The 11,991-nt window shown below is 60.4% G+C and carries 13 protein-coding genes and 1 pseudogene; 8 read left to right on the top strand and 6 right to left on the bottom strand.

Features of this window, described 5'->3' with window-relative positions; translation table 11 throughout:
• Together Q8O80_RS01865 and Q8O80_RS01860 are read left to right on the top strand one after the other, a co-directional pair.
• Positions 1-358 (top strand): hypothetical protein (locus tag Q8O80_RS01865; protein ID WP_305576323.1); only part of this gene is annotated, 358 nt, incomplete at its 5' end.
• A 738-nt stretch (positions 359-1,096) separates the two neighbouring features.
• Entirely contained in the window at positions 1,097-1,372 is a 276-nt protein-coding gene (locus tag Q8O80_RS01860; RefSeq protein ID WP_305576321.1) for a phage integrase N-terminal SAM-like domain-containing protein, read from the top strand.
• An 8-nt stretch (positions 1,373-1,380) separates the two neighbouring features.
• Here the strand turns inward: Q8O80_RS01860 and Q8O80_RS01855 are convergent.
• Positions 1,381-1,524: pseudogene (locus tag Q8O80_RS01855) on the bottom strand (hydroxypyruvate isomerase); the annotation flags it as partial.
• Positions 1,525-1,833: 309 nt separating this feature from the next.
• Between Q8O80_RS01855 and Q8O80_RS01850 the strand changes: the two are divergent.
• From Q8O80_RS01850 to Q8O80_RS01840, 3 genes are read left to right on the top strand one after another with little or no spacing between them, the layout of a single operon-like run.
• Positions 1,834-2,652, top strand: a complete 819-nt coding sequence (locus Q8O80_RS01850) for an SDR family oxidoreductase (RefSeq protein WP_305576319.1) — start codon at positions 1,834-1,836, stop codon at positions 2,650-2,652.
• Positions 2,646-3,380: a FadR/GntR family transcriptional regulator gene (locus Q8O80_RS01845; protein ID WP_305576317.1), complete on the top strand. Its 735-nt coding sequence runs from the start codon at positions 2,646-2,648 to the stop codon at positions 3,378-3,380. Before Q8O80_RS01850 ends, Q8O80_RS01845 begins: the two co-directional genes overlap by 7 nt.
• Entirely contained in the window at positions 3,380-4,060 is a 681-nt protein-coding gene (locus Q8O80_RS01840; RefSeq protein WP_305576315.1) for an RraA family protein, read from the top strand. Before Q8O80_RS01845 ends, Q8O80_RS01840 begins: the two co-directional genes overlap by 1 nt.
• A gap of 66 nt (positions 4,061-4,126) precedes the next feature.
• On the opposite strand, the gene Q8O80_RS01835 is transcribed toward Q8O80_RS01840, so the two are convergent.
• The 4 genes from Q8O80_RS01835 to Q8O80_RS01820 all read right to left on the bottom strand — a co-directional run bounded on the left by Q8O80_RS01835 (position 4,127) and on the right by Q8O80_RS01820 (position 7,647).
• Positions 4,127-4,924: an IclR family transcriptional regulator gene (locus Q8O80_RS01835; protein ID WP_305576313.1), complete on the bottom strand. Its 798-nt coding sequence runs from the start codon at positions 4,922-4,924 to the stop codon at positions 4,127-4,129.
• 80 nt (positions 4,925-5,004) lie between these two features.
• On the bottom strand, positions 5,005-5,646 hold the full coding sequence (locus Q8O80_RS01830) for a DAK2 domain-containing protein (protein ID WP_305576311.1): 642 nt from the start codon (positions 5,644-5,646) through the stop codon (positions 5,005-5,007).
• Between the two features lie 3 nt (positions 5,647-5,649).
• A complete protein-coding gene (locus Q8O80_RS01825) occupies positions 5,650-6,645 on the bottom strand; it encodes a dihydroxyacetone kinase subunit DhaK (protein ID WP_305576309.1) in 996 nt (331 codons plus the stop codon).
• A gap of 66 nt (positions 6,646-6,711) precedes the next feature.
• Positions 6,712-7,647 (bottom strand): dihydrodipicolinate synthase family protein, encoded by a 936-nt coding sequence (locus tag Q8O80_RS01820; RefSeq protein ID WP_305576307.1) that lies wholly within the window; start codon positions 7,645-7,647, stop codon positions 6,712-6,714.
• A gap of 304 nt (positions 7,648-7,951) precedes the next feature.
• Here Q8O80_RS01820 and Q8O80_RS01815 point away from each other — a divergent pair, with 304 nt between their 5' ends.
• From Q8O80_RS01815 to Q8O80_RS01805, 3 genes are all read left to right on the top strand, one after another.
• Entirely contained in the window at positions 7,952-8,917 is a 966-nt protein-coding gene (locus Q8O80_RS01815) for a tripartite tricarboxylate transporter substrate binding protein (RefSeq protein WP_305576305.1), read from the top strand.
• A gap of 90 nt (positions 8,918-9,007) precedes the next feature.
• Positions 9,008-9,442 carry a tripartite tricarboxylate transporter TctB family protein gene (locus Q8O80_RS01810; protein WP_305576303.1) on the top strand — a complete coding sequence of 145 codons (435 nt, stop codon included), beginning with the start codon at positions 9,008-9,010 and terminating at the stop codon, positions 9,440-9,442.
• Between the two features lie 6 nt (positions 9,443-9,448).
• Entirely contained in the window at positions 9,449-10,954 is a 1,506-nt protein-coding gene (locus Q8O80_RS01805) for a tripartite tricarboxylate transporter permease (RefSeq protein WP_305576301.1), read from the top strand.
• Positions 10,955-11,065: 111 nt separating this feature from the next.
• Here the strand turns inward: Q8O80_RS01805 and Q8O80_RS01800 are convergent, their stop codons facing one another.
• On the bottom strand, positions 11,066-11,623 hold the full coding sequence (locus Q8O80_RS01800) for a restriction endonuclease (RefSeq protein ID WP_305576299.1): 558 nt from the start codon (positions 11,621-11,623) through the stop codon (positions 11,066-11,068).
• Between the last annotated feature and the right edge of the window lie 368 nt (positions 11,624-11,991).

The following is an 11,991-nucleotide window of genomic DNA, read 5'->3' as shown; positions in this document are numbered from 1 at the left end:
GGGGCTGGCCTTTCTGGCGCAGGTGGAGGTCTTCGACACCCACCAGTCTGGCTCGCGTCCGAGCATCGAGCGCGAGCTTCAGCGGAGGCTCGGCACGCTGCTGGCCAGCCGCCACGGCCTGCACTGGGTGCCGCTGGTGCTGATGGTGTTCAGCACCCTGCCCGCAATCAAGGCGGCGGTGGATCCCGCCACCATGGCGCGCCTCAACACCCTGCTCACCAGCACGGAGAAGGTGCGCCCCCTGCTCCGCATGCATGCCGGGATGATCGCCGCGCTTTATCCCTGGCTCGGGCGCCGGCTGCTGATGAAAGCGCCCAAGTTCGGCCCCAAGATGCGCCTGCCGGCAAGCCGCGCCTAGTCGAAAGAGAAGTGAGGCATGGCGTGGACCCTGCGAGGTCCAGCCATGCCGACAGCCCGTTACTCCGCTCCGCCCCAAGCGGGGCCTCGGGGTAACCGTCCGTCAAGTGGCCGCCCAAGGGCGGCCATTTCAAGGACAAAAAAATAGGAGAAGAAAGACGGAGGTTCGTCGGACGAACCGTGCACAGTTCTTTGTCCAGCTTCAGACCATCGAGCCCGAGGTTGACGCAGAAACAGGCCGCCTATCATCAAACACCCAGTGCCACCGGCACTGGGGCAACGCCGAAGGCGTCCGCGGCCTGCTTCTGGGTCAAGGCCACCGCCAGGCTCCCTTCTCCAATGCGCGCGCAGCGCAGCGATCGCAGTTTTGGTTTTACCGACCCAGCACTAGCGGGTCGGGGTCGAAGTCAGCGGCATTTGAGAAGGGACGCGGTGGCCGGACTGAGTGGCGCAGACTGTGGAAATGCAAATCAGAAAATAGGGCCAAGGCTACACGTAGCCTATACACAGATGATAACAACTCCGCCCCATTCCCGCCATTGCGAGGGGCAATCCCAAATCCAAAAAGTCGGCTGTCATCATAGGTGCCACGCCGACCGCGATGGGGTGGCAGAACGAACCCGCTGGCGCGGGAGGGTGGCCGCTGTGGGATAGTGGCCAGGCCCTGAAGTTATCGCCTGATTGCGCATGCGCGCGTTCAGGCGTTCCATTCGGCTCCTTCATTTCCAGGAGCCCAACGATGACCACGATCCTTCCCAACACCTCTATCAGTCCACTGCGCCAGAAGCTGGTCGACGATATGACCATGCGGCATTTCTCGGTGGCGACCCAGCGCAACTACATCCGCGATGTAGGGTGCTTCGCCAGTTTTCTGCGGCGGCCGCCGGATACCGCGACCACGGAGGATGTGCGCCAGTTCCAGCTGGCCCAGAGCCAAGCCGGCGTTCCGGTGCCCATCATGAACAGCGATGCCGGCGGTAACGGCTTCGACAGCCCGGATCGGATGAGCACGTGACTTGCGCGTCAGCTTCGCGCCACAAACGGCTTCATCCAACCTAAGCCTACGGATGTCGTGCCTTCGGGACGATACTCGCAGCCTACCCAACCGCCATACCCAAGTTGATCGAGGGCCCGCAGGATCGTGGTGTAGTTGATCTCCCCGGTGCCAATTACGCGCAGCGCAGCGATCGCAGTTTTGGTTTCACCGACTCAGCACTAGCGGGTCGGCCGCAAAACCAGCGGCATCTGAGAAGAGATTCAGTGTCCGGGCTGAGCGGCGATTGGAAAAAGTCCGATTGCCATAGCCATGTTCATTGCCGCCCAGATACGAAGCTCTAAGGGTGTGAATGTTTCCTCAGATTTGCACGCTCAAATTCATCCCGGTCGCACAGACTGCACAATCACCAGCGCTACTGCTTGCAAAGTGGTCACTTACATCTTATGACATATGACTTATGACATAAGTTGGAGCGATGGATGTCTGAGCTGTTTAGCGTTGCGGGGAAGGTAATCGTTGTCACCGGTGGTCTTGGTCAACTGGGGCGGGAATTTGCGACTTCGCTCGCCGAGGCCGATGCAAAAGTGGCGGTGTATAGCCGGCGGCCGGTGACGCAGGAGCAGCTCGACCAGCTGTTTCCCGGACTCGGTGGCAGCATCAAGGTCTATGAGGCGAGCGTAACCGACAAGGCGGCGCTGGAGGCCGCGACCGACAAGCTGATCGCCGACTGGGGCGTGCCCCATGTGCTGGTCAACAATGCGGGTATCGACTCCAAACCCGATGGTGGCGCTGAACAGAATGCCCCCTTCGAAGTGTATCCGCAGAAATTTTGGGACGATATCATCGATGTGAACCTCACCGGTGTCATGCTGTGTAGCCAAATTATCGGCGCAAAAATGGCCGAGGAACGCCGCGGCAGCATCATCAATGTGGGCTCCATCTACGGCATGGTCTCGCCCAACCAGGCGCTCTACGCCTATCGCGAGAAGCGCGATGGCGTGCCGTTCATCAAGGCGGTGTCCTACGCGGCCTCCAAGTCGGGCCTGATCAACTTGACACGCTATGTCGCAACTTATTGGGCCGAAAAGAATGTCCGCTGCAATCTTATCTCGTTTGGCGGCGTCAAGACGGGCAGCTTCGACAAGGAATTCATCGACAATTTCCTTGAGCGCGTGCCGATGCGTCGGCAGGCTGAGAAGGACGAGTACAATGGCGTGATCCAGTTTCTCGCCTCAGACGCCTCGAGCTATATGACTGGCTCCAATGTCGTGGTTGATGGCGGTTTCACCGCATGGTGATCGCGCCCGCACCAGACCGGGAAAAGCTCCACATCTCAGTGGTGTCTGCTATCGAGGCCGAGATACTTTCGGGGGACCTCAAGGTGGGCGCACGCCTGCCCTCAGAGGCCGAGCTGGCGCGGCGGTTCTCCATAAGTACGCGTTCAGTCCGCGAGGGCCTGCAAGTGCTGGAGACCAGAGGCCTTGTGCGGCGTCGGCATGGGGAACGCGCCGAAGTCGTACGCGACGATGTCGATCAGTTCCTCGGTTCACTGGCGATGACGGTGCGCAGCCTGTTTGCGGAAGATGCTGCCTATCTGGTTCAGCTCATGGATGTGCGGCGCATGTTCGAGCTTGAGGTGGTAGGGCGGCTGGCGGCTGGCGAAGGACAGGTTTCGAGCGATGTCGAGACCGCACTGGCTGAACTGGTAGGCGCCAAGGACTTTGCACATTACGCCAATGCGGACGCCAAGTTTCACCGGGCGCTGGTGCAGTCGCTCGGCAACGAAATCCTCAGCAGCGTTTACGGCAATCTGTATGCACTGATTACCGATGTCATCCAGCTGACCAGCCGGGTGCCCAGCAAAACCCAGGCGGAGGGCGTGGCTGAACATCAGGCCATCATCGCCGCCATCCGTAGCGGCAATGTCGACAGCAGTCGGCTGTTGATGCGTGAGCATATCGACAATTCCACCGCCTATCTCCAGCAGGCGATCGACGCCGCCAAACAACAAGGACAACCCAACTAATGGCTGCTTACGACTATAACCAAACTGAATGGACAGCGATAAGGCGGCTTGCCAAGTGGTATTCTGGTGACATTCACGACGTGCTGGATGGTCGCGGACCCTATGGCTACCTCAAAGGGATCAGCCAGTTTGGCATATTGGCACCCGGTCAGGTGATCTGCGGTCCGGTTTCGACGGTTCGCTATGAGCGCAGTCCGCGAGTTGGTCAGCCGCAGGATGTCTATCACCGCGCCATCGATGCCGTGGTCAAGGGTGGTATCCTGATGGTGGATTCTTCCTGCGCCGAAGGGTCGGGCACCGGCGAATTGATGTCGAGCGGGGCCAAGACCAAGGGTGCGGCTGCGACTGTGGTCAATGGCACGGTGCGCGACCTGGCCGAGGTGCGCAAGCTAGACTATCCGCTGTTTGCTAAGGGCATGAGCCCCGTGGGTGTTTCGGGGCGCATGGAGGCCACGCATTATCAGGTCGATCTCGATATCGACGGCGTCCGCATCCGTCCGGGTGACGTGATTTTTGCCGATATTACGGGCGTGGTGGTCATCCCGTCCGAGCTGGTTGGGGTCATTGCCGATGCGGCTGATGAACTGGGCAAGAACGAGGTCGTCTGTCGCCAGCGCATCCTGGCCGGCGAAAACCTGCAGCACATCTGGCCGGTCGGCAAGACCGGCGGTCCTGTCTGACGCAGCGCTGCCGGCCCTACGGGGCCGGTCCATCCGTCACGCCACCAGGAGGGGGCGATGGTTCATTCAACGCAAGTAGCCCAGCCGCTGAGAAATCAGATTGGCGTGATAGATGACGACCTTGTTGAGCTCGTCAACCTCAGTCGACGGCATCTGCCAGGCCGGAGCGCTGACACTGATGCCTGCGAAAACGGCGCCCAGCTGGTTGCGGATAGGGGCGCCAATACAGCGCAGGCCAGGCTGGTGCTCGCCATTATCGATAGCGTAGCCGCGCTGCCGCGTGGCCTCGAGATCGATGGCCAAAGCTTGCGGATCGGTAATGGTGGTTTCAGTGAAGCGCTCGAGCCCGGCCGCAATGACGCGGGCGACGATGTCCGCCGGCTGATAGGCGAGGATTGCTTTGCCGACGCTGGTGCAGTGCACCGGCGAATTTTCCACCATAGTGTTGGACAGCATTGGCTCGGCTTCAGTGCGCTGGATGACCACCGCGCGGTGGCCGTCGAAGACGGCCAGATGCACGGCGCGGCTGGTGAGGCGATGCAGCGCATCGACAATGACGCGCCCTTCACGATGCAGATCGAGATTAGCCAGGACGGTATTGCCCAACTCGAACAGGCGCAGCCCGAGGCGATAGAAGTCGCGCTCACGATCCTGCTCTATGAAGCCCACTTCGCGCATGGCGGCCAGCAGGCGATGCGTGGTGGAGCGCGGATAGCCGGTGAGGTTGCAGATTTCCGCCAGACTCAGCGCCCGTCGCGAGGTGGTGAAGCAGTCGAGAACCCGCGAAACCTTGGTGAGAGATTTGAGACTCTCATCGCTACGGGTCGTTTTGGCTGGCACGGATGCCGCGACGGAATCTGTCATTGCTTTCGTCTTAGCCCCTCGATCAGACAGCTCGGTGCGGTTGTCTGGCTTCGATTTCATAGTTTACTTGAGACTCCGCCTCAAGCGTGCGCAGCGGCGCCATGATCGACGCTATCATCGGCCGACACGGCCCGCACGATTTTGTCCAGAGCCAGCATGCCGGGATCATCAAGACCAATGCTTCTGTCCGCAAACATGCGCGCTCGACCCATGGCCGACGGGCGCTGCCGGAATGTCTCAAGCACAGCGTCCATGGCCACCGTGGCTGCGGCAGCGATGGCTGTAGGGTTGTCCTTGCCTTCGACGGCTGCTGCCAGCGCATCGAGGCCATCGATGATGGTCTTGGCGCCCAGCTCGGCCTTGCCACGAGCCATGGCGGCATCGCGGGCGGCTGCGATTGTCGGGCCCAGACGGATCCATTCCAACTCCGGCTGCCCTTGAGTGGCTTTGCTGGCCACCATCATTGCGGTGATGATCAGCGTGCCCAGGCTGGAGCCGGTCGAGGCCGCACCGGACTTGGCGAGCGCCATGAAGCCCGCACCCAAATCGGCGGCGTCGCGCAGATCCACCGCAGCGAAGGTGCCGATGAGGCGCGCCAGCATGGTGCCGGTATCGCCGTCGCCCAGCCTGGCGTCGGCGGCATTCAGACTATCGGTCAGCGAGGGCATGCTGCGGTCGGCGCGAGCGATTGCGTCGGCCAGCGTCTTGAGATTGATGGCCATGGTTTAACCCACCTTCCAGAACGGGCAATCGGCTGGAGCTGCCAGCAGGGGCTCGATCTGATCATCAAGAAAGCACAGGCTGATCGAGGCGCCGCCCATTTCCATCGACGTGACATAGGGCCCGATCAGCGGGCGGACGATGGTGAGGCCTGCGTTATCGAGCTGGCGGACGACGCGACGATAGAGAATGAAGAGTTCCTCGAAGGGGGTGGAGCCGAGGCTGTTGACCAGCACAGTAACCCGGCTGACGTCTCCAGGGCGCTCCGCCAACAGCTTGGTGAGCATTTCGTCAACCAGCGCGTCGGCGGGGCGGAGCGGTTTGCGCCAGATACCAGGCTCGCCGTGGATACCCATGCCCATCTCGATCTCGTTATCGCCTATGATGAAATTTGGCCCGGCGGCGCCTGGAATTTGGCACGGAGACAGGGCGACGCCGATAGTGCGAGTGCGGTCCACGGTCTTCCGGGCCACTGCCGCAACGGCATCGAGGCTGCCACCTTGCTCGGCCAGCGCACCAGCGGCTTTGTAGGCAAGGATCAGCCCGGCAACGCCACGGCGCTTATGGACCTCCTGGGGGCTGGCGCTTGCGATATCGTCGGTGCCGAGTACGGTGCGCGTCTCGACGCCTTCCATGGCCGCAAATTCGCTGGCCATTTCAAAATTCATTCTGTCGCCACCGTAATTGCCGAACAGGCAAAGCACGCCGACACCGCCATTGGCCGCGGCGATGGCATCCTGACAGGAATTGATAGTGGGGCCCTCAAAGACATTGCCGATGGCACAGGCGTCCAGCAGTCCCGCGCCGACATAGCCGCTAAACAGCGGCAGATGACCCGAGCCGCCACCCGAAACAAGGCCGACCTTGCCCTGCCGCATGCCAACTGCACGGGCGATGGTCCGGCGGTCGTCGCCGACGCGCCGGAGGCCGGGATGGGCGAGGCACAGCCCGTCGAGTGTTTCGTCGACGTAGTTAGCCGGATCGTTGATCAGTTTTTTCATCGTGTCCTCTCTTGCACCGATGAGGCGGAATGCAGGCAGCGGGGGATGCTGCCCGCAGTCCAGAGCTTAGGCGGCCGAGTTGGCGCGCACATCCACAAGTTCGAGAACCGGTACAAGCGCGACGTCAATCTGCTGCTTCTGCTCGTTGGTGACGCGCTCCATGGGCGCGCGCGGGTGGTACAGGGGCATGCCTTGGCGGTGCTGGATGTATTTTACGCAGGCCGGCAGGTTGTCGTGGCGCAGCGAATTCCACAAGGCGTTGAGGCGGAAATGGATGTCCTTGGCGGTCTGGTGATCGCCAGCCTGGACGGCATTGAACAGCTTGACGGTAACGCCCGGCACCGCGCAGGTCAGCGCGCTGATAGCTCCATGTGCGCCCAGAGCAAAGCTGGGAAAGAGCAGAGCGTCGATGCCGGTCAATACCAGGTTTTCTGGCCTGGCCCGCAGGATCAGATCGGACACGGACTTCACGTCGCCCGAAGACTGCTTCATGCCGACCACGCCCGGCACCGCTTCCATAATGGCCAACATGTCGTTGATCGACAGATAGTTCCAGGGAATGACGTTGTAAATCAGGATCGGAACCTTGGTCGCCTCCCAGATAGCGCGGAAGTGCTCGATAGTGGCTTCGCGACCGGGCTTGAACAGGTAGTGGACCGGTGTCACCTGCAAGGCATCGATCTTGATGTCACCGAGGGCCTTGACCCGGTTGATAGCGTCGCGCGTCGACTGCACGATAAGGCCGACGACGAACGGCACCCGTCCGCCATTCGCGTCATACGCTTCGATCATGGCCTCGGTGAATTCACTGGCCGACAGGGTATGTCCCTCGCCGGTCGAGCCACCGACCACCAGACCGCGCACTCCCGACGCGATCATGAATTCGATCTGCGCCTTGAGGCCGCCCTTCACCAGGTCGCCCTGTTCATCGAATGGCATCGACAGGGGCGGCAGAATCCCCGTCAGCATGTTGCGCAGCGAAAGCGCGATTTGGTTCGTCATCGAGTTCCTCCAAAGCCGGGATGGCCGCCACCGTGGCGATTTCATCCAAAAAAGTCGATCTGCAGGCCTGATGCATCGTTTCGCCAGCCGCTGCATGCAATCCCACAATGTGGAATAGTCTTCCCCTAAGAAATAGAAAGGAAGTGCGCGTCATGTCAACAAAATTAGTGTTTGTTACAGATTCTTCGGCGTATTGCATGCCCGTTAGAGTCATGCTAATTCCGAAATGTGGTACACAAGTTTGCGATACGGCAAGCGTCACATCAAATGTCGGTTAGCCGACTTTCCTCTGGGAGGACCTAGAATGACCCTATTGAAGAAATTTGCGGGCGCCTTGGCGCTATCTGTTCTGGCGATTGCTCCGGCAATGGCGCAGGCACAATATCCCGACCACGCCATCAATCTGATCGTGCCATGGGGTGCCGGTGGTGGCACCGATGCCACGGGCCGCATCGTGGCCACCTTGCTGGAAAAGGAACTCGGGCAGCCGATCAACGTCATCAACCGCACCGGCGGTGGCGGCATTGTCGGCCATACCGAAATCTCGTATTCACCGCCCGATGGCTATACGCTCGGCATCATCACGACCGAGTTGTCCATGTATCACTGGACCGGCGTGTCGCCGCTCAACTATTCCAACTATGAAGCTCTCGCGCTGTTCAACGCCGACCCGGAAGCTGTCTATGTCCGCGCCGATGGCCCGAGCCTCGATGAGCTGCTGGCTGAGATCCGCGCCAATCCAGGCACGATCAAAGCCTCGGGCGCTAATCTTGGCGGCATGGCTCATCTGGGCTGGGCTGGCGTACTTACCACCAATGGCATTGACCCTGCCGATGCTCCCTGGGTTCCAACAGAAGGTGCTGCTGCCAGCCTACAATTGCTGGCCTCCGGCGCCATCAGCGTGGTGACCACTACCATGCCTGATGCCAGCCCGATGGTTGAGGCCGGGGAAGTCAAGCCGCTGGTTGTTGCCGCCAATGAGCGCGTGGCAGCAGCCCCCGATGTCCCCACCGCTGAAGAAGCGCTGGGTAACAAGTGGGCGGCCTATGCCTGGCGCGGTATCGCCGCACCGAATGGCCTGCCGGATGACGTAAAGGCCACGCTGGTTGCGGCACTCGACAAGGTGTTCAACAGCGATGAATTCGCCGAGTTCATGAAGCAGCGCAATTTTGGCATCGACTACCGCGACGCCGCCGGTTTCGAGGCTTTCATGATGGATGCCGATACGTCCATCGGCAAGGCACTGCAGGCCGTCGGCCTCGCCAAATAGGCTGACCAGCACTTTCCAACACCAATGTCGGCCGGGGCTTGTCTCCGGCCGTTCAACCTAAAAGGGGAGCGCATGAAGCGGTCAATACCAATGGATAGCGTGCTGGGCGTGATTTTTGCGCTCGGTGGCGCGGCTATCCTGCAGCAGGCGCTCAACCTGCACCCCCTGCCTGGGATGAGTGTCGGACCCGGCCTGTTCCCGTCTATCGTCGGCGGTGCAATGGGCCTGTTGGGGGTCGTGCTCGCGGTGCAGGGTTGGCTCGTGCCGGATGATCCAGAGGACGAGGCACCACCACTGGTGACATGGTTTGCGGCCGGCATTGTGGCCTCGCTCATTGCCCTCATCTTTGCAACGCCCGTTCTGGGCTTCCTGGTGGCCGGTACGATTTTTGCGTTCGTTGTGGTGATGATCAGCAAAGGCGGCTGGCTTGCTGCGCTGATCTTCAGCCCCATTGCTACGGGCGCGGTGTATTTTCTTTTCACGCTTGTGTTGCGCGTTTCGCTGCCGCGCGGGCTGCTGGGGTAACCGATAATGGAAGCATTCGCTCTTGCCGCCAGCATGGTCTTCAACGTTGAAACGTTGGTTACCATATTTCTCGCGGCCGTTTTTGGCCTCTTCGTTGGTTCAATTCCCGGACTAACCGCCACCATGGCGACTGCGCTGCTGGTGCCACTGACCTTCTATATGGCGCCAATTCCTGCCATTGCAGCAATCATTTCGTGCACCGCCATGGCCATCACCGCGGGCGACCTACCCGGTACCCTGCTGCGCATTCCTGGCACACCAGCCTCAGCGGCCTATGTCGAAGATTCCTATCGTATGGCCCAGAAGGGTCAGGCAGGGCTAGCCATCGGCATCGGTGTGGTGGGATCCGTGCTGGGCGGCTTGTTCGGATTCCTGTTCCTGTTGTTTACCGCTCCTATGCTGGCCAAGGCAGCTCTGGGATTTTCCAGCTTCGAGTATTTCTGGCTCGCCGCACTGGGCCTGAGCTGCGCGGCATTGATCTCCTCGGGCGGCATGGTCAAGGGAGCGCTGGCGCTGCTGCTGGGCTTGTTCATCGCGCAGGTGGGTATGGACCCACTGACCGGCACGCCGCGCTACACTTTCGGGAGTATCGAACTGATGGGGGGCATCAGTTTTATTCCTGTCATGATTGGTATGTTCGCCGTTTCCGAGATTATGCGCTCGGGCCGTCGTGTCATGACCGAGGTGGCGCAGGTCAACATCAAGAACCCGTTCGCGGGAACCCTGGCCATGCTGTGGAAGTACCGCAAGAATCAAGTGAGGGGATCGGTCATAGGCTCGCTTTTGGGGGCGTTACCCGGGGTTGGCGGTGATCTGGCAGCCTGGATCACCTATGCGCTCGCCAAGCGGACCTCAAAGGAACCCGAAAAATTCGGCACCGGCCACCCCGAGGGGCTGGTCGAGGCCGGAGCCACCAACAATGCGGCGCTCAGTGCGTCGTGGATTCCGGCCATGGTATTCGGCATTCCGGGCGACGCGGTGACCGCAATTGCCGTTGGCGTCCTGGTCATGAAAGGGCTGGATCCTGGGCCAACGCTAATGACACTGCACCCCGAAAATTTCTACGCGGTGATGATTGTCTTTGCGATCGCGAACATGTTGATGCTGCCGCTCGGCTGGGTGGCTGCCAAGAGTGCCCGCTGGATCTTTGAGGTGCCGCGCGCGCTACTCAATGCGGCCATCCTGCTATTCTGCATCGTGGGTTCGTATTCGATGAACAATTCGATGTTTGGCGTCGTGCTGATGCTGGGTGCGGGAGTTATCGCTTATGTGCTGGAGGCGCGAATGATCGCCATCGCGCCTATCATTCTTGGTATCGTGCTGGGACCGTTGGTGGAAAGCAACTTCACCACCTCGATGATCATCTCGGATGGCAGTCTGCTTGGCTTCTTCAGCAGGCCGGTGGCGGCCGGGCTGGGCATCGTCACAGTGATGATTTGGAGTGTCGCTGTTTTCCAGACTATGCGGAAATTCAAACGGAGCCCTGATACGGCAAGTCCACTTGCACAATAGGCGACAAAACTCAAAAGACGCCCTGGGATTCTGGCGCGTCCTTTGAGCTTGGACAGAACAGGTTCGGGACGCAGGGGTGGGCGTGCTTTTCAGTATGGTCGGCAGTTTCGTCTACGTGACGCCAATCCGTAGAGATCGATCGGATCGCCCAATGCGACCAACTGATCCAGTCTGCCCGAAAACTACTGGAAGCTGCGCCGGCTGGCTGAAGGTCGACGTAGTGACAAATATGCCCTTGCTGGCGCCCAGGCCGACCAGGCGGCCGACGAAGCCATTGACGTTGGGACGACCGACCTGGTTGGCTGGCGCATACCGTTTGGCCTGCACACAGATACGATCAAGCCCGAACCGATCCACGTTGATGATGGCGTCGACGCTGCCATCGCCGGAGCGTCCGAACTGGGCTGCAGCGTTCTTGTGGTTGCCGCCATAGCCCATGGTCACCAGCAGGTCGATGATAAGCTGCTCGAAGAAGGCCGGCCTGTTTTCGAGGATGCGCTCCAGTAACTCGTCGCGTAAGTCGCCCGTTTGCGAGGCATAAGCGGCATCGATCTTCTCTTCTGGCGTCGTCGAGGCGGCGATGTTGTGAACGGGCTCTTTGATCCCGCTGTCTGTGCCGGCGGTGCTGGCCTCATTCCGGTAAAACTCGCGGAATTCGGGTTCCCGCATGAGAAGCGCAATCTTTTCAGGCGGCGTGCCAAGAAGTGCCCTGCCCTTTTCGGTGGCGATTACCCGCCTTTGCCCTTGCTTGCGATCTCTTGGGGAGGAAATTCGGCCGGCGCCATTGATCCATAAGGAAGTCGCGACAGATGTGGAACACCTTGCTCATGTCGCATCTCCAATGTTGGGGTGTGTTTTATCTAGCCAGAGGATGAGGCTGGAGGATCAGTTGGGCGATGATTGTGCAGTATCGAGTGGTTGACCTGACCACGGACGAAATCAGGCCCGACATTCATGTCACTTCCTGGTGCCCAGAGGCGGCGGCAGAGATTGCGCTTGGCCTGAAGCTGGTACGCAGTGGCAACAAGCCGAATCTC

This window comes from Devosia sp. (assembly GCF_030689745.1).
GTDB classification, from domain to species: domain Bacteria; phylum Pseudomonadota; class Alphaproteobacteria; order Rhizobiales; family Devosiaceae; genus Devosia; species Devosia alba.
The sequence above is the reverse complement of the archived record's forward strand: the minus strand, read 5'-3'. Positions and strand labels throughout refer to the sequence as shown.

Excerpts from the sequence above, each read along its gene's own strand:
- Q8O80_RS01805 (WP_305576301.1), top strand. The coding sequence starts at position 9,449 with ATGGAAGCATTCGCTCTTGCCGCCAGCATGGTCTTCAACGTTGAAACG.
- Q8O80_RS01850 (WP_305576319.1), top strand. The coding sequence starts at position 1,834 with ATGTCTGAGCTGTTTAGCGTTGCGGGGAAGGTAATCGTTGTCACCGGT.
- Q8O80_RS01825 (WP_305576309.1), bottom strand. The coding sequence starts at position 6,645 with ATGAAAAAACTGATCAACGATCCGGCTAACTACGTCGACGAAACACTC.
- Q8O80_RS01810 (WP_305576303.1), top strand. The coding sequence starts at position 9,008 with ATGGATAGCGTGCTGGGCGTGATTTTTGCGCTCGGTGGCGCGGCTATC.
- Q8O80_RS01830 (WP_305576311.1), bottom strand. The coding sequence starts at position 5,646 with ATGGCCATCAATCTCAAGACGCTGGCCGACGCAATCGCTCGCGCCGAC.
- Q8O80_RS01835 (WP_305576313.1), bottom strand. The coding sequence starts at position 4,924 with ATGACAGATTCCGTCGCGGCATCCGTGCCAGCCAAAACGACCCGTAGC.
- Q8O80_RS01860 (WP_305576321.1), top strand. The coding sequence starts at position 1,097 with ATGACCACGATCCTTCCCAACACCTCTATCAGTCCACTGCGCCAGAAG.
- Q8O80_RS01815 (WP_305576305.1), top strand. The coding sequence starts at position 7,952 with ATGACCCTATTGAAGAAATTTGCGGGCGCCTTGGCGCTATCTGTTCTG.
- Q8O80_RS01800 (WP_305576299.1), bottom strand. The coding sequence starts at position 11,623 with ATGCGGGAACCCGAATTCCGCGAGTTTTACCGGAATGAGGCCAGCACC.
- Q8O80_RS01845 (WP_305576317.1), top strand. The coding sequence starts at position 2,646 with ATGGTGATCGCGCCCGCACCAGACCGGGAAAAGCTCCACATCTCAGTG.
- Q8O80_RS01820 (WP_305576307.1), bottom strand. The coding sequence starts at position 7,647 with ATGACGAACCAAATCGCGCTTTCGCTGCGCAACATGCTGACGGGGATT.
- Q8O80_RS01840 (WP_305576315.1), top strand. The coding sequence starts at position 3,380 with ATGGCTGCTTACGACTATAACCAAACTGAATGGACAGCGATAAGGCGG.